At 60.3% G+C, this 23,216-nt stretch carries 21 protein-coding genes and 4 pseudogenes; 16 read left to right on the forward strand and 9 right to left on the reverse strand.

Features of this window, described 5'->3' with window-relative positions:
• A partial coding sequence (locus WAZ62_RS15240) for an IS3 family transposase (RefSeq protein WP_422644409.1) occupies positions 1-97 on the forward strand: 97 nt, incomplete at its 5' end.
• On the opposite strand, the gene WAZ62_RS15245 is transcribed toward WAZ62_RS15240, so the two are convergent.
• Positions 89-1,384 (reverse strand): hypothetical protein, encoded by a 1,296-nt coding sequence (locus tag WAZ62_RS15245; RefSeq protein WP_422644390.1) that lies wholly within the window; start codon positions 1,382-1,384, stop codon positions 89-91. The two genes, WAZ62_RS15240 and WAZ62_RS15245, sit on opposite strands and share 9 nt — an antisense overlap.
• Before the next feature lie 402 nt (positions 1,385-1,786).
• Here WAZ62_RS15245 and WAZ62_RS15250 point away from each other — a divergent pair, with 402 nt between their 5' ends.
• Positions 1,787-2,074, forward strand: a complete 288-nt coding sequence (locus tag WAZ62_RS15250) for a transposase (protein ID WP_422644391.1) — start codon at positions 1,787-1,789, stop codon at positions 2,072-2,074.
• On the opposite strand, the gene WAZ62_RS15255 is transcribed toward WAZ62_RS15250, so the two are convergent.
• Positions 2,031-2,186, reverse strand: a complete 156-nt coding sequence (locus tag WAZ62_RS15255; protein ID WP_422644392.1) for a hypothetical protein — start codon at positions 2,184-2,186, stop codon at positions 2,031-2,033. The genes WAZ62_RS15250 and WAZ62_RS15255 overlap by 44 nt on opposite strands.
• 384 nt (positions 2,187-2,570) lie before the next feature.
• Between WAZ62_RS15255 and WAZ62_RS15260 the strand changes: the two genes are divergently transcribed.
• The 4 genes and pseudogenes from WAZ62_RS15260 to WAZ62_RS15275 all read left to right on the forward strand — a co-directional run.
• Entirely contained in the window at positions 2,571-3,734 is a 1,164-nt protein-coding gene (locus WAZ62_RS15260) for a tyrosine-type recombinase/integrase (RefSeq protein ID WP_422644393.1), read from the forward strand.
• Positions 3,735-3,854: 120 nt separating this feature from the next.
• Positions 3,855-4,301 carry a DNA-binding protein gene (locus WAZ62_RS15265; protein ID WP_422644394.1) on the forward strand — a complete coding sequence of 149 codons (447 nt, stop codon included), beginning with the start codon at positions 3,855-3,857 and terminating at the stop codon, positions 4,299-4,301.
• Positions 4,291-4,869, forward strand: a complete 579-nt coding sequence (locus tag WAZ62_RS15270; RefSeq protein WP_422644395.1) for a PIN domain-containing protein — start codon at positions 4,291-4,293, stop codon at positions 4,867-4,869. The genes WAZ62_RS15265 and WAZ62_RS15270 overlap by 11 nt, the downstream gene beginning before the upstream one ends.
• A gap of 240 nt (positions 4,870-5,109) precedes the next feature.
• Positions 5,110-5,373: pseudogene (locus tag WAZ62_RS15275) on the forward strand (helix-turn-helix domain-containing protein); the annotation flags it as partial.
• Positions 5,374-5,453: 80 nt separating this feature from the next.
• Here WAZ62_RS15275 and WAZ62_RS15280 read toward each other — a convergent pair.
• The 3 genes and pseudogenes from WAZ62_RS15280 to WAZ62_RS15290 form a co-directional block, all read right to left on the reverse strand.
• Positions 5,454-6,207: pseudogene (locus tag WAZ62_RS15280) on the reverse strand (IS256 family transposase); the annotation flags it as partial.
• Positions 6,208-6,411: 204 nt separating this feature from the next.
• The gene (locus WAZ62_RS15285; protein WP_422644396.1) at positions 6,412-7,308 is read right to left on the reverse strand and encodes an IS3 family transposase; all 897 of its coding nucleotides are present in this window, start codon (positions 7,306-7,308) and stop codon (positions 6,412-6,414) included.
• A 308-nt stretch (positions 7,309-7,616) separates the two neighbouring features.
• On the reverse strand, positions 7,617-7,739 hold the full coding sequence (locus tag WAZ62_RS15290) for a transposase (RefSeq protein WP_422644397.1): 123 nt from the start codon (positions 7,737-7,739) through the stop codon (positions 7,617-7,619).
• Positions 7,740-7,888: 149 nt separating this feature from the next.
• Between WAZ62_RS15290 and WAZ62_RS15295 the strand changes: the two genes are divergently transcribed.
• The 5 genes and pseudogenes from WAZ62_RS15295 to WAZ62_RS15315 all read left to right on the forward strand — a co-directional run bounded on the left by WAZ62_RS15295 (position 7,889) and on the right by WAZ62_RS15315 (position 11,880).
• Positions 7,889-9,367: a TIR domain-containing protein gene (locus WAZ62_RS15295; protein ID WP_422644398.1), complete on the forward strand. Its 1,479-nt coding sequence runs from the start codon at positions 7,889-7,891 to the stop codon at positions 9,365-9,367.
• A 283-nt stretch (positions 9,368-9,650) separates the two neighbouring features.
• Positions 9,651-9,965 (forward strand): annotated as a pseudogene (locus WAZ62_RS15300) (helix-turn-helix domain-containing protein); the annotation flags it as partial.
• 70 nt (positions 9,966-10,035) lie between these two features.
• Positions 10,036-10,365: a transposase gene (locus WAZ62_RS15305; RefSeq protein ID WP_422644399.1), complete on the forward strand. Its 330-nt coding sequence runs from the start codon at positions 10,036-10,038 to the stop codon at positions 10,363-10,365.
• Between the two features lie 46 nt (positions 10,366-10,411).
• Entirely contained in the window at positions 10,412-11,488 is a 1,077-nt protein-coding gene (locus tag WAZ62_RS15310) for an IS5 family transposase (RefSeq protein ID WP_422644400.1), read from the forward strand.
• Positions 11,489-11,607: 119 nt separating this feature from the next.
• Positions 11,608-11,880, forward strand: coding sequence for a transposase (locus WAZ62_RS15315; RefSeq protein WP_422644410.1), 273 nt, complete (start codon positions 11,608-11,610; stop codon positions 11,878-11,880).
• 129 nt (positions 11,881-12,009) lie between these two features.
• Here WAZ62_RS15315 and WAZ62_RS15320 read toward each other — a convergent pair whose 3' ends face one another.
• The 3 genes from WAZ62_RS15320 to WAZ62_RS15330 form a co-directional block, all read right to left on the reverse strand.
• Positions 12,010-13,782 carry a retron Ec67 family RNA-directed DNA polymerase/endonuclease gene (locus tag WAZ62_RS15320; RefSeq protein ID WP_422644401.1) on the reverse strand — a complete coding sequence of 591 codons (1,773 nt, stop codon included), beginning with the start codon at positions 13,780-13,782 and terminating at the stop codon, positions 12,010-12,012.
• Between the two features lie 446 nt (positions 13,783-14,228).
• Positions 14,229-15,683, reverse strand: a complete 1,455-nt coding sequence (locus WAZ62_RS15325; RefSeq protein WP_422644402.1) for an argonaute/piwi family protein — start codon at positions 15,681-15,683, stop codon at positions 14,229-14,231.
• The gene (locus tag WAZ62_RS15330; protein ID WP_422644403.1) at positions 15,680-17,002 is read right to left on the reverse strand and encodes a DUF4365 domain-containing protein; all 1,323 of its coding nucleotides are present in this window, start codon (positions 17,000-17,002) and stop codon (positions 15,680-15,682) included. Before WAZ62_RS15330 ends, WAZ62_RS15325 begins: the two co-directional genes overlap by 4 nt.
• Positions 17,003-17,363: 361 nt before the next feature.
• On the opposite strand from WAZ62_RS15330, the gene WAZ62_RS15335 reads away from it, so the two are divergent.
• From WAZ62_RS15335 to WAZ62_RS15350, 4 genes are all read left to right on the forward strand, one after another.
• Complete coding sequence (locus WAZ62_RS15335; RefSeq protein ID WP_422644404.1) at positions 17,364-18,560, forward strand: DUF932 domain-containing protein; 1,197 nt, start codon at positions 17,364-17,366, stop codon at positions 18,558-18,560.
• 145 nt (positions 18,561-18,705) lie between these two features.
• Positions 18,706-20,811 (forward strand): ParB N-terminal domain-containing protein, encoded by a 2,106-nt coding sequence (locus WAZ62_RS15340; protein ID WP_422644405.1) that lies wholly within the window; start codon positions 18,706-18,708, stop codon positions 20,809-20,811.
• Between the two features lie 62 nt (positions 20,812-20,873).
• A complete protein-coding gene (locus WAZ62_RS15345) occupies positions 20,874-21,347 on the forward strand; it encodes a DUF6878 family protein (protein WP_422644406.1) in 474 nt (157 codons plus the stop codon).
• A 10-nt stretch (positions 21,348-21,357) separates the two neighbouring features.
• A complete protein-coding gene (locus tag WAZ62_RS15350) occupies positions 21,358-21,720 on the forward strand; it encodes a DUF6915 family protein (protein WP_422644407.1) in 363 nt (120 codons plus the stop codon).
• 188 nt (positions 21,721-21,908) lie between these two features.
• On the opposite strand, the gene WAZ62_RS15355 is transcribed toward WAZ62_RS15350, so the two are convergent.
• Positions 21,909-22,217, reverse strand: a complete 309-nt coding sequence (locus WAZ62_RS15355; RefSeq protein ID WP_422644408.1) for a hypothetical protein — start codon at positions 22,215-22,217, stop codon at positions 21,909-21,911.
• 241 nt (positions 22,218-22,458) lie between these two features.
• Between WAZ62_RS15355 and WAZ62_RS15360 the strand changes: the two are divergent.
• A pseudogene (locus WAZ62_RS15360) lies at positions 22,459-23,216 on the forward strand (methylase); the annotation flags it as partial.

Here is a 23,216-nt window from a genome sequence, read left to right on the forward strand (position 1 = left end):
CGACTACATCGAACGCTTCTACAACCCGAAACGCCGGCACTCGACGATCGGCTACGTCAGTCCGGCGGAGTTCGAACGGATGGCCGAACTAGCTTAAGATGGTGTCCACGGAACCGGCAGCAGGCCACTGGCTGCCGAGCGCGGCCTTGGTCGCCCCGTCGGCCACCGTGAACGAGTAAGTATATGAACTCCCATCCGCCAGCGGATCGGTGGAGAGCGCGGGGGTCGCGATCGGGTAGGTGAACCACGAGCCGGTATCGGGGGCCTGGACAAGCCTGATCAGTCGCGTGTCGAGATTATAGATGAAGACCTCGAGGCCCGCCGCCATCGATACCGGCGCCGCGATCGCATTGCCCTGATTGCCCAGCGGCGTCCACTGGTCGCCGCCGCCTTCGAGGGGCGCCAGCGCCCAGACCATGTTGGCCTGCGCTTCGATGGCAAAGACCGAGAAGACGCCGGTGGCCTGAACCCCGGCCGTCATCGAGAGGACTCTCCCCGGCTGGCCGGATCCGCCGGTCAGCCGGGTCACCACCGGCGGCCCGGACGTGCCGAGCCCGTCGCCGGCGACCACATAGAGATTCTGATCGGATGCCAGCAGGAGAAAGGTCGGGCGATCCGCCGCCCCCCGGGGGGCCGGCAGAACATTCTCCGCGGCGAGCGGTCCAAGACCGAGGTCCACGGAGAAGGACGTGCCGTCGAGCCTGATGACGCCGGTCGATGGGTTGAGCCTGGCACCGCGAAATGTGGCCTTGCCCCCGTCCAGGGTCAGGATGACGAAGGCCCCCACCTCCGTACCCGGCAGCAGCTTGTAGGAAACGCCGGGGATGCCGGGTTCCGTGAACTGGACGGCGAATTTTCCGGCATAAAGGCCGACGATCGAGAACAGCGGGGTCGGCTGGAAGGCTTCCGCCACCCCATAGATGTAGTTTGTACCATCGCTGTCGGCGAACATCGCCGGCTGAGCCAGCTTGCTCAGCGCGTTCTCGGCATTGGCGCCATAGTTGACGGCGATCCAGCCCTTGGTCTGGGAAAGGGTCATCCCCATGAACCGGGAAGAGCCCGAACCGGGATTCGCATATCCCGCGAAGGCATAGAGCTGGTCGGCCTGGTAGAAGGCGATCACCCTGCTGATGTCCGCCCGCGGCGCGCCGCTCACATAGATCGTGTCATGCCGCCAGCCCGAGCCCGATTTCTCGTCCGGCCTGAACCACATCAGCCGGTTCTGGTCACTGATCGTCATCAGTTCGGTTTGCAGACCCTCGGGCAGCGCCCGCTGAACGGCGACGAAGCAGTTGGCGACCGAACTTGCGATCGGCGGTATCAGTGTTTGATTGTAATCCTGAATCATGCCGATGGATTGCTGGAGCACTGGCGCGACCGGCATGATATCCCCCTGGCTCAGATTTCTAATTCATGGTGAATAGACTGCCATGGGGGAATTTTTGTTGACAAAATAATTGTCCGAACAGCCCTCCTTCCATCTTCCCGCGCGAATCTGGCTTTCCGCATGGGCTTCGCATACACGTAATTCATCATCATTAAATAGGGTCACGGCTGAAATTTGCCGCAGGCGCGAAGCCATTGCCGCGACGAACGGGCACGCAGGAATTGTTCTGGCCTCGGATTTTTCGGCATTCTGGCACTACAAACAACTTTAATAATTTATATAGTCATTCTCATCGCCCGCCAGTATCGCCGCGGGTATCGCCCGCGGGCGAGGATTGGTCGGCACGTTGCTGCGCAATATGTAATTCCATCAATTACAGTTGTCAGGCGAGGCACAACGATGTCCAGCAATGACCTGAGCGACGATCAATGGGAAATCATCGCGCCGCTCCTGCCACCGGAGCGCGGGCGGCGCGCGCGGCCCGCGCTCGACAACAGGCTGTATCTCAACGGCATGCTGGATGTCCTGAAGCGCCAGTGCGCCTGGCGCGACATGGACTCGAGATATGGCAAATGGAATTCCGTCTATGTGCGCTTCCGCCGCTGGAACGAGAGCGGTGTCTGGGCCCTCGTGGAACCTCGCATCACGCCCCTGATAGGGCGCGACGCGCCCCCAAGATGTGATTGATGGCGATGGCCTCGATCTCGCCCGCCGTCGCCTTGGCGACCACGGTGCGGCGCAAGGGCTCGTCGACCGTCAGCAGTTCGTGGATGGCGATGCGGCCGCGATAACCGGCCATGTCACCGGTGATGCGCAGGATCCAGCGCCGGCTGTAGCGATCGTGACCTGCGGGGGTCAGGCCACTCAGGTCAGAGAGATTGCAGGAACATCAAAAAAGCCCGCGAGGTCAATGACCTTGCGGGCTGATTTTTGGTTGCGGGGGCCAGATTTGAACTGACGGCCTTCAGGTTATGAGATAGGTTCCACCCCTTTTTCCGTTCATACGCCACCCCCGCCGCGCATCCTCCAGAGCCCGATAAGCCTTTGCTCCGGCTTGTCTTTTTAGACCTGAAAACGCACCCTTTTCCGAGACGATCTTCGCTGCGATTTCCTTCCTGGCGCTTCCACCACGCTTCCACGGGATCGGGTCGAGATCGTCGTTCACCGGAAATGGGAACGCGGCATGTCCAAGGAAAAACTCACCAAGCGCGTCATCGACAAGCTCGATGCACTAGACAAAGACTACATCGTCTTCGACAGCGAACTGCCCGGCTTTGGCATCCGCGTCATGCCGAGCGGCAAATGCTTTTTCCTCATCCAGTACCGACGGCACGGCCGCACCCGACGGGTGATGATCGGCCAGTTCGGGCCTGTGACGGTGGAAATTGCTCGCAAGGAAGCAATCCGGATGCTCGGTAATGTACGGGGCAGCGATGGTGATCCGGCTGCCATCAGAGACAGGGAGCGCCAGTCCGCGACCGTCAAGGAGTTGGGCGAGCGGTTCCTGAAGGAGCATGTCGCCACCCGTTGCAAACCAACGACCCAGGCGGAGTACAAGCGGGCTGTCGAGCTCTTCATCAACCCCTTCTTCGGAAACCAGCGTGCCCGCGCCGTCAGCCCGGCCGATGTATCCGAGCTTCATGGCGCTCACGCTCATATCCCTTATCAGGCAAATCGCACCCTCGGCGTCCTGTCCAAGATGATGAATCTGTCGGAGACCTGGGGTATCCGCGATAAGCACACCAATCCCTGCGAGGACATCGAGCGCTACCCCGAACACAAGCGCGAGCGCTTCCTTTCCGCCAAGGAGATGAAACGCCTCGGAGACGTTCTGACGCAGTTCGAGACCGATGGTTCGGAAAGCAGCTATGCCATCGCCGCCTTCCGTCTCCTGCTGCTGACGGGATGCCGGCTGCGGGAGATCCAGACCCTGAAATGGGAATACGTCGACCTGGATGAGCACCAGATCAACCTGCCCGACAGCAAGACCGGCGCGAAGACTGTCCACCTCGGCGAGGCCGCCATTGAACTGCTGAAGAAGCTACCTCAGGCCGATAGCAACCCCTATGTCGTCGTCGGCAAGTTCAAGGATACCCATCTGACCGATCTGCAACGGCCCTGGCGCCGCATTCGCAAGGCGGCCGACCTCGATAATGTTCGCATCCACGACCTGCGCCATACCTTCGCCTCCGGTGGCCTGCTAGTCGGCGAAAGCCTGCCGATGATCGGCAAGCTGCTCGGCCACACTCAGGTCCAGACGACGGCGCGCTATGCTCACCTCGCGAACGATCCGATCAAAGCGGCGGCCACCCGGATTTCCGAGCGACTGGCGGCGGCACTCGGATGACCTCCTTGGGCAGGACAATAAGGCGAACCGAAATGCCTCCATCGCAGCCCAGCCATCGAAGTTTCAGTTATTGCAGTTGCGGCGAAGCTGACTTACTTTGGTTAGTCAGGAGAATCCGCTATGGCCAGCCAAGTCGTCAAATTTACCGGTCTTTCCGACCGCGACCGCAAGATAGTCGCGCCGCTGCCCAGGCTGGCGGAAGGCGACAGCATGGAATTGCATGTCCGCCGCACGGACGGGCAAGACCATACCCTCACGTTGCCCGCGGCCGCGATCGGTATCGTGGAGACGCTGATCGACCACTTGCTCAGCGGCGAACGTGTCGCAGTCATCGCGGAAGATCAGGAATTGAGCCCGACAGAAGCGTCCTCCATCCTCGGCATCTCTCGACCGCTCGTCGTGCTGCGCATGGATCGCGGCGACCTGCCATTCCGCTATGTCGGGAAGCACCGCCGCGCCTCGCTCAGGGATGTCCTGGCGCTGAAGGCCCAGCTCGACGCGCGCCAGAAGGCGCTCGATGCTTTGGCCGATGACACAGAGGATCTCATCGTCAATCATGGCCTCTAAACCGCCTGTCGCGGTCTATGATGCCTGCGTCCTCTACCCCTTCCATCTCCGCAATATCCTGATCCAGTGCGCCTTCGACGGCTTGGTCGATGCGCGCTGGACGGACGAGATCCATGCAGAGTGGATACGCAACCTGGCGGCCAATTCACCAGGCACGCCGGCTTCACGTTTTGAAGCCACGCGCGAGAAAATGAAGGCCGCCCTACCCGATGCGAGCGTCGCCGGCTATCACACCCTGATCCCGAGCCTTTCCCTGCCCGACCCTGACGACCGCCACGTCCTGGCCGCCGCTATTGCCGGAAAAGCCTCGCTGATCGTTACGTGGAATCTCAAGGACTTTCCGGCCCCGGCGCTTGATCCGCATGGCATCGCCTGTGTCTCGCCAGATAATTTCCTGGCAAATCTCCACGCGATACTCCCCGAGGCGCTCCTCGACAGCATCGGACGGGCGAAACTGAATCTGCGCAAGACCATCCCCTCGACCGACGACTTCCTAATTACGCTAGAGCGTCACGGGCTTATCTTGTTTTCTGGCGTCCTTCGCCAGTACGCCATGCGACTTGCCTGAGCAATTTTTGGCTGCCCCCCCAACTTTGCTCGCACTCAGATAGGTAACCCTTTGAGCACAAGCCAGCAGCTTGCGCCTCCAAGCTGGCCTCCAGAAAGCAGAAATTCGCAGCATGGCCCGTGGTAGACGCTGAGAAGCAACAAGTCGCCTTTCGCTGCGCTTATACCGCTTTCATGAATGGCTGACTCGTTGGGGATTTCCCTCGCGGGCGAATTCTGATCCAACGGAAGCATGGCAATGATGGAAGGAGCCATGCGAGGCCTTCGGATCGGGGGCGACCTCTCGGCGTCAGAACTGCGAGGGTATGCCCGTCTGGAGAAAGACCCGCGGGTGGCGCGGCGAATGTTGGCAATCGCGAATGCGCTAGACGGCATGAGCCGGGTACAGTCGGCTCGCCTCGCCGGGATGGATCGCCAGGCCCTTCGGGATTGGGTGATCCGCCACAACGAGGCCGGCTTGGAAGGCCTGCACGACCGCCGGGGAGATGGCCGGCTCCTGTCCGATCGGCGCGTGGCAATCAAGGCCGTGATCCTGCAGGCTGCGGCCGGGAAGTATCTTGGATTCTGCGTATGGGATTCCTAACATTACATCGCCGTGAAGCGATCCTCGAAGAGTATGGCGAACTGAGCCTTCGCCATACTCCATTCTCTGGCGGGTATCCTCCAATCTTTCTCGGCCCGGTTTAGGGCTAGGTAGAGCAGCTTCAGCGCGGCCTCGTCACTGGGGAAGTGGCTCGGGTTCGAACCGCCCGACGCAGTTTGGAATTCGCAGCCTCGATCGCGTTGGTCGTATAGATGACCCGCCGGGTCTCGTCGGGGAAGGCGAAGAAGGGGATCAGCTCCTGCCAATGCTGGCGCCAGGACATCGCGATCGCCGGTTGCTTTCGGCCACGGAGACCCGATGCAAAGGTGTCGAGGGCTGCCTGGCAGGCATCGGCGCCGGTTGCCTGGTAGATTCCTTGAGGGCAGCGGCCACCGGCCGCCGGTCCTTGTAGGAGATCAGAGCCAACGAATTCCAGATCAGATGGGCAACGCAGGTCTGGATTTGGGTCTTGGGGAAGGCCGCCATGATCGCATCGGGGAAGCCTTTCAGGCCATCGACCAACGCGATCAGCACGTCTTCGACGCCCCGGTTCTTCAGGTCGTTCATGACCCGAAGCCAGAATTTGGTGCCCTCGGTCTGCTCGATCCAGAGCGCCCGGACTTCCTTCCTGCCATCCGGCCGGACGTTCAGGGCGACATAGATGGCCTTGTTCCGCACCGTGCCTTCGTCCTGGATCTTCACCCGTAGGGCGTCAAAGAGCACGACCGGGTAGAGCGCATCCAGCGGCCGGTTCTGCTATTCCGCCACCCCGAAGACTCGGAAAAGATGCATTCGGTGGCGCCCGCAATTGGAATATCGCCGGCGACATCGAAGACATTGACGATGGCGCGGGGATCCTGGCCGGCGGGGGCATAGCAGACTTTCCGAAGTAAATGGGTTTTGCCCATGCCGATGGAGCCCGTCATGATTGGACTGCACCCTTTGGGTGAGACAAGACAATCAGGGACAGTTCGGGATGATCGAGATCGCCGGGGCCGATATCGGCCCCGGCGATCTCGACAATGCCTCTTCGTACTCGACCGGTGACAGGTAATCGAGCGCCGAATGCAGGCGCTGGCGATTGTAGACCTCCTCGATGAAGCCGCCGATGCGCGCACGGGCGTCGGCGGTGTCGCGATAGGCGCCGCCCACGACCTCCTCCTGCTTCAAGGTCTTCATGAAGCTCTCTGCCTTGGCATTGTCGTAAGGGTTGCCGACCCGGCTCATGCTGGGCTGGATCTCGTGTGCCCGCAAAAGCGCGCTGTAGTCGCCGCAAGCATATTGGACGCCACGATCGGAGTGATGAATGAGGTTGCCCGGCCGGGGCTTGCGGGCAGCGATCGCCATGTCGAGCGCCGCGATCGCCAGGCGGGCGTCGAGATGCTCCTCCAGGGCCCAGCCGACGACGCGCCGGCTGAAGGCGTCGAGCACGATCGCCAGATAGCAGAACGCCTCGGCCAGATGGACATAGGTGATGTCGGCGACCCAGAGCTGGTCCGGTGCCGTCGGCTCCATCCCGCCAGCGAGATTGGGCACGACACGCCAGCCGTGCCGGGCGTCCGTCGTCCTGGGCACGAACGGGTGCCGGCGCAAGCACAGCAGATTGTCCTCCCGCATCAGACGCAGGACCCGCTTGTGATTGGCGGCCCAGCCTTCCCGGCCCAGGAGGGCGGCGATCCGCCGGTAGCCATAGTGACGATGGGCCAGCGACAAGCGCTGGAGCGCATCCCTGAGCCCCGTCTCCTCCCGGCGCGGGGCCGAGGCTTGCCAATGCCGGTAGTAGCCGGCCCGGCTGACCCCGGCCAGCCGGCACATCCTCTCGATCGAGAGTTCGCCTTGCGACGAAGCCGCCATCATCGCCTGGATGACCGCGTAGACGTCGTCCCGCCAGGCCCGGCGCCGGGCTGGCGCGCTTCCCTGACTTGCCGCAAGGCTCGCTGAAAAAAATCGAGTTCGACCTGCTGCCGGCCGATCGTCCGCTCGAGCTCGGCAATCCGGCGACGGGCCTTCCCCAGCTCATCGCCCGGCGCCGCTTCGGGCATCGCCGCCGAGACCGGCGACCCCACATCGCCAGCACCCGCCAGCGCCAGCGCCTCGGCCCTGGTCGGGCGGCCCCGGCTGCGCAGCGCAACCGCACCACCAGCGCGAAACCGCTCACGCCACTGCTAGAGATACTTCCGCCGCACCCCGAGCTCCCGCGCCAGCGCGCTGACACTCTCGCCCGCCTCCATCCGCGCAAGGGCCGCGAGCTTGAACTCCCGGCTGAAACGTCTCACCTCGCTGCTCATCAATCCTCCTCTCAAGGAGAACTGTCCCCGCTTTCACTGTCTCACTCTAGGGGGGCACTCCATGATCGTGTGCCCATTTACGGTTTCGCTTGTGTCCCGAATTCGCTTGTGTCCCGAATCAGCGGAACCGGCTTGCCATACCGCAGATAGTGGCCAAGAGTGAAGCGCATCCAGGGGAGGATGTGGCATTCAGCTACTCTGGGCCATTTGTGGCGCCTTGCTGTGAGTTTGTTGAATCAGGGGTTCATGGATTTGCTGAAAGCTTCCAGGATTTCCACCGCCCCCCCAATTGGCGGTTGCTGTTTGCCGTGGTTCAGAGCTACGGCACAAATTTTGGCCTCCTCTGCTTTGCGAACAGACTATTCGCTGATGAGGGTGGGGGGCAGCCAGCGACGTTGGGGGGTATCATGGGTAAAAAATTTGATGTCGCACTTTCGTTCTCCGGGTACCAAAGAGACGAAGCGTCTGCGCTGTATCAAGAGCTTAAGAAATTAAATCTTTCTGTTTACTATGATATTGAGCACCCTGAGATGGCAATGGGCGCCAAGCTCACAGAAATACTACCAAGTATTTATAAATCGGAATGCAAGCGGTGCATAGTATTTGTCTCAAAAAACTATGTCGAAGGATATCCGGCGGTTGAGTGGGCGGCGATAAAGGAACGGGCTCATCACGAGCCGGGATTTTTTCAGCCAATTCGGTTTGACGATTCTTTTCTACCAGGCCTCGAGGCTGATCAGTTTTATTTGAACTGGAATCCTCAAAAGATCCAAGAAATCGCGAATTTGATCTATGGGTGGGTGCATGAAATTACGACGCTGCGCGCCGAGCTTTCGGCTGCAACAAGTAGTGGAGGGCCCCAAACCTGGATATCTCGACTTGAGAAATATGTCAAACGGAACCAATTTGGCGAAATTCGCACCATCCTCGCGGGTCGGGACAGTGGTAATGTAGCCTACAATCTGGCCTGTGCTTATTCTGTTCTCGCTAAAAGTCAACGGAGAAGGAGTATAAGAAAATCACTTGTTACGATTGCGAAAAGTTATTTTATATTTTGGCTAAGCAATCCATCACATTTTGGTCCGTTAAATTTGGAAGCAGCAGCAGAATTTGCTAATTCTGATGGTCATCTCGATTTTTTCAGAAAGAAATGCGCGAACGATCTGAATCATTTCTACGCAGAGGCTGGAATAAAAATACGTGTGACCCAAACAGCTGTGGGCGGCGGCCAATGTTTTCTACCTGAGACCATGGTCGATACGCCAAATGGGCCGCGCCAAGCTTCGGACTTTAAAATCGGCGACGAGTTGATTTCCATTAATCAGTCCGGGTTTGTGATAACAACGAGGGTTTTTGCTGTGGCAAGATCGACTGTGGATTGTGTGATAGAAATAAACGGGCGTTTGACGTGTACGCCCGAGCACAGGTTACTGGTCGATGGGAGGGGCTGGGTATCAGGGACGGATCTGGCTGTGGGTCAGGCGTTGGTGTGTTCGGGCCCTGAAGACGAGCTTGTTAAGTCGATCAAAAGAATCGATAAAAAACATCAGGTTATTAAGATTACAACGGACCACCCATCCCACAATTTATTTACTTCGGGCTATCTTTCTCACAATATAAAATTCTGAAATTTAGGAATTTCTATTAGTCGAATCTCCGAGTTCTTGATGTTATTTGCTTTCGCTTCGTGCGGATGCCTCTAGTACCGGTTCCATGAAGTGCGGACTCGTAGGGGATTCCCCTGATGGTCGAATTCTGATTCAAGGGAAGCATGGCGAAGAAGGAGAAGCCATGCGCGGCCTTCGGATTAGAGACGACCTTTCGGCGACTGAACTGCGGAGCTTTGCCCGTCGCGAGAAAGACCCACGGGTGGCACGGCGAATGCTGGCGATCGCGAATGCGCTGGACGGCATGAGCCGGGCCTTGTCGGCCCGTCTGGCCGGCATGGATCGCCAGGCGCTTCGGGACTGGGTCACCCGCTACAACGAGGCCGGCCTCGAAGGCTTGCGCGATCGCTGGGGAGAGGGCCGCCCGCTGTCGATCGGCGAAGGCGAACTGGCGGCGATCAAGGCCGTGATCCTGCAGGCTGCGGCGGGCCAGGGCGACCGCGACCGGCCGGCCTGGCACCTGGTCGACATCGCCCGTCTGATCGAGGAGCGCACCGGCGTGCGCTACAGCGTGTCGGGCACGCACCGCCTGATGCGCAGCCTGAACCTGTCCTGGCAGAAGACCCGGCCCCGGCATCCCGAGGCTGACCCCGCCGCCCAGAAGGCGTTCAAAAAAACTCCGCGCCCGGGTGAAGAGCGTCGCCCGGCGCAAGGCCGCCGGCCGCAAGGTCGAGATCTGGTTCCAGGACGAGGCCCGCGTCGGCCAGGTCGGCCGCACCGGCCGGGTATGGTTCGAGCGGGGACAACGACCAAGAGGGCCGCGCGACATGCGCCACAAGGCGGCCTGGATCTTCGGTGCCGTCTGCCCGGCCCGGGATACCGGCGTCGCCCTCGTCCTGCCGGTGGCGACGACCGAGGCCATGCAGGCCTTCCGCGACGAACTGGCCCTGGCCGTTCCCGAAGACAGGCACGCCGTTCTCCTCATCGACCGGGCACCTCTAAAAGCCGCTGCAACGTGACCGGTTTCATGATTCCATGGGTCGGTGTTCTCCATGGAGGGGCGTCATGGGTCAGCCGGGGTTCTTCGATCTGGATGAGCGGTATCGTCGGCTGTCGGAGACCGGCGATCCGCTGGTGAAGCTGGCGAGCCTGGTGGATTTCGAGATCTTCCGGCCTCGGCTGGTGGCGGCGCTGAAGCGGTCCGACGGCTCGAAGGGTGGACGGCCGCCCTATGACCCGGTGCTGATGTTCAAGATCCTGATCCTGCAGACGCTCTACACGCTGTCGGACGACGCCACCGAATTCCAGATCCGGGACCGGCTGTCGTTCATGCGCTTCCTGCGTCTCGGGCTCGAGGATGCGGTGCCCGACGCCAAGACGATCTGGCTGTTCCGCGAGCAATTGACCAGGGCCGGCGCGATTAAAGACCTGTTCGCCGAATTCGATGGCTGGCTGAAGGGCAAGGGCTATCTGGCCATGTCGGGCCAGATCGTCGATGCCTCGATCATCGCGGCGCCGCGCCAGCGCAAGACCGACGAAGAGAAGGCCGCCTTGAAGGAAGGGCGGATCCCGGAGGACTGGCAGGCAAAACCGGCCAAACTGGCCCAGAAGGACCGCGATGCCCGCTGGACGCTGAAGCGCGCCAAGGCAAAGAAGGGCAAGGCAGATGGCACCAAGGCCCAGGTGGAGATCGCCATTCCGGTGTTCGGCTACAAGAACCACATTGGCATCGACAAGGCGCATCGGCTGATCCGGGGCTTCGCCGTGACCTCGGCCGCAGCCCATGACGGGGCCCAACTGCCGGCGGTGATCGCCCGCAACACGGCGAGCGATGTCTGGGCGGATACCGCCTACCGGACCAAGGCCAATGAGGCGTTCCTCTCCGCCCGGGGCCTGCGTTCCAGGATCCACTTCCGTCGCCGGCCCGGCCAGGATCTGAGCGGGCCCCAGAAGAAGGCCAACCGGGCAAGATCGAAGGTGCGCTCGGCGGTCGAGGGCGTCTTCGCCCATCAGAAACAGGTCTTCGGTCTCGTGGTCCGGACCATCGGCATGGCCAGGGCCACCACGAAGATCGCCCTGGCCAACCTCGCCTACAACGTCAGGCGCTACATCTGGCTGACCGAGCACCAGCCGGCGGCCTGAAGGGCCCGGGAAAGGGACAAACGCCCCGGGGGCACCGCCCTTCGGCCACCAGATCAAGGGCGCGAAGCCGCCCCAGCAGCAAAATTCACCTCGGCATCAATGAAAGCTGGTTGTTCGAGGTGCCCGACCGGGCGGGATGGCACACGGCGCGCCGATTACGCTGGCCCGAGAATATCACGCCGCTGCACCTGCCGCCCTACAGCCTGGAACTGAACGGCATCGAGCGCGTCTGGCTCTATCTCAAGGAGCGCTTCCTCAGCCACCGCGTCTTCAAGGACATGACCGCCATCATCGATGCCTGTTGCGAGGCCTGGAACAACCTGCTCGCCGAGACGGGCCGCATCCGCTCCCTCGCAAACATGCCATGGCTTAAACAGGTCAAATCTTCATGAAATCGGTATTAGGTCCAAGACCCTGCTGGGCGGAAAGCAAATATTTGCTGCTGTTACGGCCATGCCTGTACGGGGGCGAGTTGCAAAGCATTTATTCTGTGCACTGAGATTAGCTTCCCGCTTTCGTCCCTATGGTGTAACTGCACCGCCAGATACGGAGACTGCGGGCGCACTCGCTGACACTGCCGTAGCCGCAGGGAGAACCGCGTAATGATTTATTACACCCTCTATACGTGTCAGCAAATCTTCAAATCCAGAAAAATTCACAGCGCCAGCGTTGGCCCTTACAACAGCTTCAGCAAAGATGATCTTGCCATATTCGGTGTGATCTTCATGTTCCTTTTTCGGATTGAAGGTCTTTCCATCCAATGTTGTCTTGAGTAACGCTGCATCAAACAGGGATTCTATAGCCTTATCCGCTGGCGGCACCCCTTCGGGAACCTTCACGAGATAAAGATTTAGCCCAAGATGGTAGAAAGGATCAGTCGTTTTTGTTGAAATTATTTTGCCGATCTTGGATTTCGCGCTCTTGACTATAGATCCTAGTCCGTCATCGTTGTCGCACAAGATGATGACCGGATGGGCCATGGGTTTGTGCTGATATTTCTTGAATGCATTCTCGTATTGAGAAATCAATGCTCCCTGCCCAGCGGCTCCATGGCCAAGATTTAGGATATCGCGCGATATGCCTGATGATTTCAGGAAATGGACCAAGCGAATGACCTTGCCGCCCTCTTCCTTCGCAAGTAACGCGAATTTCTTTACCAATGCCCTGATCGCACATTGAAGATAGATAATATCGGACATGCCCTCCGTCACGATAAGCGGAGCCTTCGGTGCGACAAAATACTTATAGAATAGAAATTTCCGGTACAATTCTTCCGGTGCGCGCGGCGGATGAAATTCCCCCGCGGCTTTGGCAATCTTGTTGACCTTGGGATGCCGGTCGCGCCGCGCCTTAACGAAATAGATGTGGGAAAGCGTGCCTTCCAGAAGATTGAGGTTATCCGTGGCATCACCAGAATCGTCGCCGGGTTTGAAATAAAATCCCGCCTGGAAGAGGGCATTGCACATTGCCCGCGCACCTCGGTAGTAATTCTGATTGATGTTAACTTTATCGTTCACAACCAGCCCGGTGACGGCTTGCCGCGAGCGGCGCAAGGACATACGGGTCTTTGCCGGGTTGATGAAGAAACCAGTCTTTTCGATCACTTTCTTGAGCTTACCGCCAACTTCCCATTCTGGGCCATGCACGTTCACGGCAATTTCGGTAGGGAAGAGCTTCTCATTGGTCGAAAAGGTAAGATCGTCGGCATAGCGAGTGTAGGTACAGTGCGCATCACGCGCGAGAGCAAGAAGCCGCGAGTCTAGAATATTGCCAATCAGGTTGGAAATGACGGGTGAGCACGGACTCCCTTGCGGCAGCGCGTTGTCATGGCAAGCGATCTGGGCGATGATCGTAGCGACCTTCGGCTCCAGAACGAACATCTGATCGTGGATAAAAAAGCCGCGCACACGCCCAAAATTAATCGTGCCGAAAAAGTCACTCAGATCGAGATTGAAGACGAAGCGGCGTCGGCGATGCACTTCTGCGTTTGAGATAATGGTGCGCCCCTGATGGAAACCATGGGACGGAAACCAAAACCGGGGATCAGCCTTCTTGCGTTCATGGACGCAAGCATAGAGCAGTTCCGCTAAACGGCTTTGCAACAGTGCGAGCTGCGGCTCGGGTGCATGGATTGCTCGAAGCCCGCCAGACTTCTTGGGTATGTCGAAGCTCCGATATTTCTTTGCCGCATCCATCTTGTAGAGGACGAAGCTGACACCTTTTGGCGTAAAGCCAAGCAGCTTGGCCAGATCGGCAATGCCTTCCGCCTTCCTTAATTTCTCTAGCGAACTCAAAAGCCTGCGCTCTAGGTTAGATGCTTACGGGCACTCTTAAGCGAGTGTAGGCGATATACCGGGAATCCGAAATACCGCAAGGAAACCTGAAGATAAGCAGCATACCTACCATTGCTATCATTTGCCGCGATGCGCAGCAGGAAGTCTGCCCGTAAGCCCTTCAAATATAGAAGGAAATTGTTGCGCTTGACAAGGGTTTGACCCGCGAGGGTTCGCCGCGCACGCTCAAAGGTTATCTCATGGCCCGGTGTCTGCGAGCGGACATTCTCCTTCTGGCCAGGATCGCACGATGGTATTGGCAAGAAAGCGGTCTGACAGGCACAGATTGCGAAGAAGGGCGGATCTGAAAGCAGGTCGATGCCCTTGCCACTGCGCCGCTGCCCATCCGAATTGAGGCATTGCCCCCCTTGCTGTAGTGACTGTCTCTATAACAGGAAATCACGAACTTAAATATACCGCGCGTAATCTGAGCTAACTTTTGAGCTTGTTACATATTTTAATACTTCGCCAACGGCTCGTGCCGCCCTGATAGGGATCGGCAGCTTCTGGTTCATCTGGGTAGAGTTCCAGTTGATCTTTGTCAGTGCCAACACTTCCTTCGCAATCTGCGCGATGGTGCTGTCGCTACCCGCATAAGGACATAACAGAAGCGGCTTGGGATCGTACTGGCCAGGATAAGTCCCGTAATATGGCATGCTGCCGTTTGTGTAGAGCAACCCCTTACCGTCAAGCTCAACAAAGGTGCCTCTCATCACCGGATAATTTCCGTCCCTGAGAACCTTCACAGACGACGACTCCTGCACCCAAACGAGATCGCGTAGCTCTGCCCCAACTTCATTCAGCGCTTCAAAAATGCCGTCCGCCTCCTCTTCGCGAAATTGCGATGTCTTCAGCACAATCACGCGTGCAGGGTAATTTTTGTGGTGATTTTTATAGGCTGCCAATACTTCAGCGATCAATTGATGCGCATCATCTTGCGTCATGTAGGGATGACGACCACGACTCTCAGTCTGGGCACGTTTTCCCTTTAGGATGAACCCGCGCCCCCTTTCATCAAACATCTGGGCAGCGCTAGTGAAGAGTTGCTGACCGCCTACTTCACGGTAAAAGCTGATGCCGATGTAGCAGGCCGTGAACTCGCCATCCTGCTGCATCTTCCGCCATGGAATGCGTCCCGTGCCTTTATAGTAGAGGGTCGTGAGCAGATTCCATGTGCGGCCCGCCTGCCCTTGGATCTTCCTCGCTCGACTCTCCTTGATCTTACGCGGGATGCTGGCGGTTTCGTCGAACACGTCTTCCCACACTATCTGGATGGGAAAGCTTAGGTCCATGGCTTTGGCCTTAAGCATACCACGGAAATCGGGAGCGTCCGATCCGCCGCTGTCATCTTTTTCTACAGTAGCCTTGGCATCGACCTTCGCGTTCCACACGCGCTCAATCAAGCTAACGGGCAGCGCCACGATAGCAACGTGAGGCCGGTGGCTACTCTCATCCAGCGTCCGAAGCTCCTGAACAATCTCATCCACGGCCATTTCGACGGCCTTGTTGTGATGCGGCTCTTTCCTGATTTTGTCGATCTTCGCCTGGGTAATGGCAGCAATCGCGCCATCTGAAATCTCGAATTTGCAACGGAAAGGATTCTTGTTGCCGAGGCCAGGAAAGTCAGGGTGCAGATTGGGGTGCTTCTCGCCCTTGCCCTGAAAACCTGTGATGGCCTCCTTGAAAAAGGCCTTAGTATCCTCAATCGTTTTCGAGCTGCCGACCACGGCGACCTTCACCACATCTCCTACAGGCGTTTGCAGCGGCCCCGCTTCAAACAAGCCCAACCGCGGATCGGGATGATGGTGCTTGTCGCCGAATTCAAGATGCGGTTCTTCGAATATCTTCGTTTCGAATTTCATCCGAACAGCCTCTCCTGCGCTTCATCAGGCTCGGGTCCAGTTTTCTTCGACGAGCCCCAAACGTCCTCTGGCACGCGCGTGGCGAGAGCTACGGTGGGCGGCTCACCAAATTTTAGGCGGGGCGCGGAGGAGACCTCCGCGAAGAGATTGTTCGCATCCCGCTCAGGCTGGGTGAGGAAGCGATGCCACATGACGACCTGCCCGCGTAGGGAGGCACTGTTATCAAGCCGCTTTTTGCCCGCTAGAAGTGCGCCCGGATATGAGTGCGGCACGAAACCGTTGGTAGTGAAAAAATAAGTCGGGCTGATTACTAAATACCATTGATCAAAGAGTCGTTCGAACCGCGGCACAAATGCGTGATGCCGGACGAATTCCACGCGCGACTCGTCTAATTTATTGAAGGCGACGTTCACGACTTCGGTAGATGCCTTTTTCTTGGATGCCTCATAAGCAAAGGTGCGGGAGGTATTTTCAGCGATCGCACGGAAATAGAACAACTTCTTGTCCTTGTTCCAACCGAGGTCTTTGCGAATCTGATAATCGAGTGCCTTCCTCAAGAGATAAGCGAAGTTGTTATGCTCATCTTGATCTTCGTGGAAAGCAAGGACCGCCGTGTCAATCGCCTCAACCTGGTCGAGATCCACGATGCGCTTGCATACGTTCTCCCGGGGATCGGCGAAAGACCAGAATGTGCCGCCCCGGATAACCCAGTCGAAACGCGCAGGCTCGTCTGCATCGAGCAAGATAGATGCCGCCTTCTTGGGCGTATACTGCGTTGACGCGACGAACATCTCAGTGGGCAGAGTTACGGGCAGAATATTGACCAGCGCCTCTTCACCACCACCCAGCGGCGGAACGTAATAACCGAAGCCACTCTTAGGCACGGTCAGCGCGGCCAGCCGGTCTATCGCGTTCCCGTCCAGAACGTCAGTTTGCTTGTTGAAGTGAAGTTTGCGATCCTCCCGCATAGGATCGACTGCTATTTCCTTCCAGAAATATGTCTCATCAGATTTGCGATAAAGGACGAGAATGATCGGAAGATTTGCACCCTGCCAATAAACCAGATCATCAGGGCGAATTAAATAATTGAAACCGGCGTCGTCCTCAGACGAATAGCGAGACGACTCGGTGGCCTTGACCTGAACCGCGATCATCCGGGCGAGCGGCTTTCCCTTGTCCATCACCTCCGCAATGCCATCGACGCCCGCCTCCAGTCGGGAGCGTCCATCAAACTGAAAACCCATGTTGAGGAAGCGCAAACGGACCGCCGTTTCGCCGATCTCACCCAAAAGTTGGCTTGAAGTGATATTTTTGGACATCGGCAAAGTTTAGAACAATACATGAACTTCGTTAAGGGTTTTTTTGTACCAACGCCCAACCGCCTTCTAACGAGCCCGGCGGAAGCATGGTAACGCCACGCTCGCCGCCTCAAAGCGTACTTTCCCAACAACAACTATAAGCCGTAGTCAGAAGCAGGCCTAACCACAGTGGACGTCACCTTTGGCCATCCTAGCCCTTTGAAAAGGGGCACCTCTCATGGCCACAGGCATCTGGCAAGACATTCCGCCAGACGGTCGTCATCCTCCCCGAGCCTGAAAAAGTAAGAGCCAGGCCAGTCCCGCCATGACGGGCTGAGTGTCGAGAGAGAGGCTCCCGGCGGCCCCGTCATGGAGAAACCCCATGACCAATGTGGAAGTCCTCGATGCCGGGCGGTATAGCGCCGGCTGTTACAAGGTAGATGCGTCGCGCGGCCAGCGGATCGGCCGGGTGTCGTCCGAATGGTTCTCGCGGCCCGACGACGAGCGGTTCCTGTCCCTGTCGGACCTGTTCGAGGCGGTGCAGACCCGCGCCGAGCGGAGCCGGACACGGACGGTGGAAAGCGCCGACGTCCGCGTCGAGGCCAGCCGCGAGGATCCCGAACGCCTGTCCATGATCCTGCCGGGCAAGCCGGCACCGGTCACGCCGACCCACTGGAGCTTTGGTCAGTTGGCGAGCCTGGTCGGGGCGCCTGCCGCCTATCTCCGGCAACTGCCGGCGGCCCTCGCCGGGATCAATCTACAGTACGGCTTGAGCACGCATCGGGCCGAGCAGGTGAAGACCCTGGAGACCGATAACGGACGCATGGAACTCCGGGCTGTGACCGGCCCCGACTATGGCCGCATCTATGACCACGAACTGGTCTCCGCCGTGCAGCGGATCGCCGGCAACGGCACCGGCGATACACGGTGGAAGGTGCCAGGCGTGCTCGACTGGTCGACCGGTGTCTACAACCCGCGTGTCGATGTGACCCGGGACACCACGACGCTCTATGCCTCAGATCGCGACGTGTTCCTGTTCCTGGTCGACGATCTCAACCCCATCGAGGCCGGCCGGCTGCCCGATGGCTCGCCCGATCTGTATTTCCGGGGATTCTATACCTGGAACTCGGAAGTCGGCGCCAAGACCCTGGGCATGGCCAGCTTCTTCCTCCGCGCCGTGTGCCAGAACCGCTGCCTGTGGGGCGTCGAGGATTTCCAGGAGATCACCATCCGCCACTCGAAATACGCCGCCTCGCGCTTCGCCCATGAGGCAGCGCCAGCCCTGACCCGCTTCGCGGACTCGAGTCCGGCGCCCTTCGTCAACGGTATCAGGGCGGCACGGGCGGCGATCGTCGCCCGCACCGACGACGACCGGGCTGACTTCCTGCGCAAGCGCGGCTTCGGCCGGACGGAGACGGCGAAGATCATCGAGACGGTGCTAGCCGAGGAAGGCCGCCCGCCGGAGAGCGTGTTCGACTTCGTCCAAGGGATCACCGCTATCGCGCGCGACAAGCCCCATCAGGACGCTCGCCTCGATCTCGAGGCGCGGGCGAAGAAGCTGCTCGACAGCGTGATCTGAGCCGGTTTTCCGGCTTTCAGGAATTGCGTACATCCGGTTTTCCGGTTCCGCGGCCCGCCTCCGGAGGAAGAGGCGGGCCGCGGTCTTCGCGACGGGCTGAAGGTCGAGAGAGAGGCTCCCGGCCGCCCGTCGCGGAGACATCCCGATGAGCAATGCGACACGAAAGATCACCCTCAGCGCCTCGCGTGACATTCCCTTCAACAAGCTGGTACTCAGCCAGTCGAACGTCCGCCGGGTAAGGGCCGGCGCTTCGATCGAGGATCTCGCCGAGGACATCGCCCGGCGCGGGCTGCTGCAGAGCCTGAATGTCCGGCAGCAGGTCGATGCCGAAGGCCGCGAGACTGGCACCTTCGAGGTGCCGGCGGGCGGCCGGCGCTACCAGGCCCTCGCCCTGCTGGTCAAGCAGAAGCGCCTGTCGAAGACGGCGCCGGTGCCCTGCATCGTCCAGGCCGGGGCAGACGCCATCCCGGCGGAGGAGGATTCGCTGGCCGAGAATGTCCAGCGCGCCCCACTCCACCCCCTCGACCAGTTCCGGGCTTTCCTGGCCCTGCGCGAGAAGGGCCGGACGGAAGAGGAGATCGCCGCCGCCTTCTTCGTCTCGGCAGCGGTCGTGCGCCAGCGCCTGCGGCTGGCCTCGGTCTCGCCCGCCTTGCTCGACGTCTATGCCGAGGACGGCATGAGCCTCGATCAGCTGATGGCTTTCACCATCTCGTCGGATCATGCGCGGCAGGAGCAGGTCTGGGAGGCGCTCCAGCGCTCCTGGTCGAAGGAGCCCTATCAGATCCGGCGCCTGCTGACCGAGAAGGCCGTGCGAGCATCCGACCGCAGGGCCCGCTTCGTCGGGATCGAAGCCTATGAGCAGGCCGGCGGCATCGTGCTGCGCGACCTGTTCCAGGGCGACGATGGCGGCTGGCTCCAGGATGTCGCCCTGCTGGAACGCCTGGTCGCGGAGAAGCTGAAGGCGGAAGCTGATGCCGTCGCCACCGAGGGCTGGAAGTGGGTCGAGGCCGCCGCCGAGTTCCCTTATGGCCACACGCGGGGCCTGCGCCGGCTCCAGGGTGAATCTGCCGCCCTGACCGAGGCGGAACAACAGGCGAAAGACGCTGCCCTCGCCGAATACGACCGGCTGACGGAGGAATATGCCGACATCGAGGAACTCCCCGAGGAGGCCGACCAGCGCCTCGCCGAACTGGAGGATGTGCTCGAAGCCTTCGACCACCGGCCGTCGGTCTTCCCGCCCGACGGAATCGCCCGCGCCGGGGTCTTCATCAGCATCGCCGGCGACGGCAGCCTGATCGTCGATCGCGGCTATGTCCGCCCGGAGGATGAGGAGCCACTTGAGCCCGACACCCCGACCGCCGAAGACGGCGAGCCGGCGCCGGAAGACATCCGGCAGGCCCCCGCCATCACCGTTGCCGGGGTGCCCGCCGATCCGGACGAGGAAGAGGAAGACGCTCTCAAGCCCCTGCCCGACCGGCTCGTCGTCGAACTGACCGCGCATCGCACCCTGGCCCTGCAGGATGCCATGGCGAACAGTCCGCATGCGGCACTGACCGCCCTCCTGCACAAGTTGGCCGTCGATAGTTTCGGCTACGGGGGACATACCGCCTGCCTGGAGGCCTCGGTCCGCGAGGTCTATCTGCCGGTGCAGTCCGGCGACCTGAAGGACAGCACCGCCGCCAGGTCCATCGACGAGCGCCATGAGGCCTGGAAGACGGAACTGCCGATCGACGACGACCAAGCCCTGTGGGATCGGCTGGACACGCTCGACGATGCCAGCCGGCTGGCGTTGCTCGCACACTGCCTCTCGCGGGGCGTGAACGCGCTCTACGCCAAGGCCGATCGCTACGGCGGCTCCGTCACCGCGCAAGGGGTCGCCCGCCGTCTCGCCCAGGCCGACCGGCTGGCGCGGGCGGTCGGGCTCGACATGGCCGAGGCCGGTTGGGTGCCCACGGTGGACAACTACCTAGGCCGGGTCTCGAAACGCCGCATCCTGGACGCGGTGCGCGAGGCCAAGGGCGAGCAGTCCGCCCAGTTGATCGACCATCTGAAGAAAGCGGACATGGCGCGCGAAGCCGAACGCCTGCTGGCCGGCACCGGCTGGCTGCCGGAACCGCTGCGCCTTGCCGGCGCCGAAGACGAAGCCGCGCCGGAAGACGGGTCGGACACGGAACTTCCTGCATTCCTCGCCGACGAGGGTGAAGCCGCTGACGACGAAACCGGCGAGCAGCGGCCGACGGCCGCGGAATGACGCCGTCGCAGGGCGGCCACGGCCGCCCTGCCCCTCTTTCCCCAGATGGACAGGACCCCACCATGACCACGCTCGAACAAAACCCCGCGCAGGATCCCGGCGCCGACGACTGGCTTGCCCGATACAATGCCCGCACCGCCGCCGAAGCCGCGTTGCGGGCCACGAACAAGAACATCGTCTTCGATGCCCTTGCCGCCGCCGGCATCACCACCATCGTCATCACCTTCGACGGCTACGGCGACAGCGGCCAGATCGAGGACATCGAGGTGCGCGGGCCCGACGGCATCGATCTGAACCGGATCAAGATCAGGCTCACCGTCCTCGACTGGCGGACTGAAACACCTGAGGAACGCGAGGCTTCCCTGCACGAATGTGTCGAGGATCTTGCCTACGGCTTCCTCAACCAGACCCATTGCGGCTGGGAGAACAACGAAGGCGGCTATGGCGAGTTCACCTTCGACGTCGCCAAAGGAACGGTCTCGCTCGATTACAACGAGCGCTACGAAGCCGTCGAAACCTATCAGCACCAGTTCTGAGGAGGCGGCCATGGCGCATTGCTACCATCACGCCCTGTCCTCCGCGAAGAAATGGGGCGGCACGGTGGAAGACTATCTGCCGCTGCACCAGTGGTTCGACGAGTCGAAGAGCATCACGGCGGATTTCCGGCACCGGGCACTCCGCCATCATGCCGAGGGCATCTTCATGCTGGAGCGCTTCTTCGGCACGACCATCACCGTCTCGACTGGCCGCATCGTGCCGGTCCGCCTGATCGGCGAGCAGCATGTCGTCGAGGATCTGGGCTTCATCCCGAGCTTCGCCGACTGGGTCCGCTGCATCCGGCCGGAGCCGTGGATGGGCCGTGCCCAGCCGATCCACCGCCAGGTCGATCTCTTCGCGGTAATCGCCTGAGTTTCCTCATCCCTTGCCCGATACGCCCGGCCTCGTACCGGGCGTATCGCTTCAGGAGACAGTCATGGTCGACTAGTACACTCTTCCTCTCACGAGTCCCCTCGACTGCTCAGAAAGTGCATTGAGGATATCAGCATCGGCCAATACCCCATCCCTCAATACAGATTCGTCGTGGTTAATCAAAAACATTATTTATCGAAAACAATATTCTCATCGACCCAATAGTCCGTTCTCTTCACGGCATCTTCATATGCTATGATTTCTGGATCATAGAACCAATAAACAGCGCCGTGTGCATCATAAAATTTCCCACAACTTTCAAGTTCTTTTTTATATCCGATAGACCGCAAATCATCAATTATTTCTTTTTTTCGATGCTCGAAGGCATAGCTCCCGAAACTTCCATTCCCTAAATTAAAATGCTGCTCGTCATTTGCATACCCTTGCTGCTCGAGTGCCCTCTTTAGGGCCTCGACCAAATTACTCGGAAAATTCATGGCTTACCTCCTCTTATCCTTTGCAATTAATTTCGACCTTCGGAACGTCGCTGCAGGCTGAATCGGAGCGGCGAAGCCTCCCGGTCATGCCACATCCTTATGTTACAGCGACGGCATCACATACTCGGGCTGCGACTAGTTTCAAGGGGCACGAAAGGGAGAGGCAGGCCGGGCCGGGATGGACCGGCGGGGATGGAGAGAGCCGCGGTCCGTCCCTCCCGCTCTCCCGAGTATTCTCCCCATGACCCTTGCCCAGATCCTTCCGCCTCGCGCCGCCGACGGCGTCGCCGAGGCTGCCCGCCTGCTCCTCCCCGATCTCGAACAGGGCCGCCGCATCGACGCCGACCGTCTCCGTGCCGCCATGATCGCGGCCTTCGGCGCGGACGATGCCGCCGGCGCCTGGAACTGGAAGGCGGCCTATGACGCCGGCGAGGCCGCCACCGTCCTGTTTCTCCGTAAATACGGCAAGGCGCTGTTCCGCAAAGCCGGCTCTCCGGCGACCCTCCTGCCGCCCCTGACGAAGATCGCCGGCCTGCTCCCCACCCAGACGCGGCGATCCGAGGAATCCGTCGCCTTCCAGCAATTCTCGACGCCGGTGCCGCTCGGCCTCGCCGCGCTGGCCGCGGCGGCGGTGATGCCAGCCGACCATGTCCTGGAACCCTCGGCGGGCACCGGCCTGCTCGCCGTCCTCGCCGAACTGGCCGGCGCCTCCCTCACCCTCAACGAGTTGGCCGAGACCCGGGCGGGCCTTCTCGCCCATTTCTTTCCCGGGACCGCGGTGACCCGCTTCGATGCGGCCCAGATCGACGATCACCTCGATCCCGGTGTCACCCCCAGCGTGATCCTGATGAACCCGCCGTTCTCCGCCACAGCCCATGTCGAACGGGCGATGGCGGATACGGCGCTTCGCCACATCGTCTCGGCGCTCGCCCGCCTCGCCGACGGCGGGCGCCTCGTCGCCATCACCGGCGCGGGCCTGGCGCCCGACCACCCGGCCTG

The sequence above is a fragment of the Zavarzinia sp. genome (assembly GCF_049306435.1).
GTDB lineage: Bacteria > Pseudomonadota > Alphaproteobacteria > Zavarziniales > Zavarziniaceae > Zavarzinia.

Excerpts from the sequence above, each read along its gene's own strand:
- WAZ62_RS15245 (WP_422644390.1), bottom strand. The coding sequence starts at position 1,384 with ATGCCGGTCGCGCCAGTGCTCCAGCAATCCATCGGCATGATTCAGGAT.
- WAZ62_RS15250 (WP_422644391.1), top strand. The coding sequence starts at position 1,787 with ATGTCCAGCAATGACCTGAGCGACGATCAATGGGAAATCATCGCGCCG.
- WAZ62_RS15255 (WP_422644392.1), bottom strand. The coding sequence starts at position 2,186 with ATGGCCGGTTATCGCGGCCGCATCGCCATCCACGAACTGCTGACGGTC.
- WAZ62_RS15260 (WP_422644393.1), top strand. The coding sequence starts at position 2,571 with ATGTCCAAGGAAAAACTCACCAAGCGCGTCATCGACAAGCTCGATGCA.
- WAZ62_RS15265 (WP_422644394.1), top strand. The coding sequence starts at position 3,855 with ATGGCCAGCCAAGTCGTCAAATTTACCGGTCTTTCCGACCGCGACCGC.
- WAZ62_RS15270 (WP_422644395.1), top strand. The coding sequence starts at position 4,291 with ATGGCCTCTAAACCGCCTGTCGCGGTCTATGATGCCTGCGTCCTCTAC.
- WAZ62_RS15285 (WP_422644396.1), bottom strand. The coding sequence starts at position 7,308 with ATGATGGCGGCTTCGTCGCAAGGCGAACTCTCGATCGAGAGGATGTGC.
- WAZ62_RS15290 (WP_422644397.1), bottom strand. The coding sequence starts at position 7,739 with ATGAGCAGCGAGGTGAGACGTTTCAGCCGGGAGTTCAAGCTCGCGGCC.
- WAZ62_RS15310 (WP_422644400.1), top strand. The coding sequence starts at position 10,412 with ATGGGTCAGCCGGGGTTCTTCGATCTGGATGAGCGGTATCGTCGGCTG.
- WAZ62_RS15325 (WP_422644402.1), bottom strand. The coding sequence starts at position 15,683 with ATGAAATTCGAAACGAAGATATTCGAAGAACCGCATCTTGAATTCGGC.
- WAZ62_RS15330 (WP_422644403.1), bottom strand. The coding sequence starts at position 17,002 with ATGTCCAAAAATATCACTTCAAGCCAACTTTTGGGTGAGATCGGCGAA.
- WAZ62_RS15335 (WP_422644404.1), top strand. The coding sequence starts at position 17,364 with ATGACCAATGTGGAAGTCCTCGATGCCGGGCGGTATAGCGCCGGCTGT.
- WAZ62_RS15340 (WP_422644405.1), top strand. The coding sequence starts at position 18,706 with ATGAGCAATGCGACACGAAAGATCACCCTCAGCGCCTCGCGTGACATT.
- WAZ62_RS15345 (WP_422644406.1), top strand. The coding sequence starts at position 20,874 with ATGACCACGCTCGAACAAAACCCCGCGCAGGATCCCGGCGCCGACGAC.
- WAZ62_RS15350 (WP_422644407.1), top strand. The coding sequence starts at position 21,358 with ATGGCGCATTGCTACCATCACGCCCTGTCCTCCGCGAAGAAATGGGGC.
- WAZ62_RS15355 (WP_422644408.1), bottom strand. The coding sequence starts at position 22,217 with ATGAATTTTCCGAGTAATTTGGTCGAGGCCCTAAAGAGGGCACTCGAG.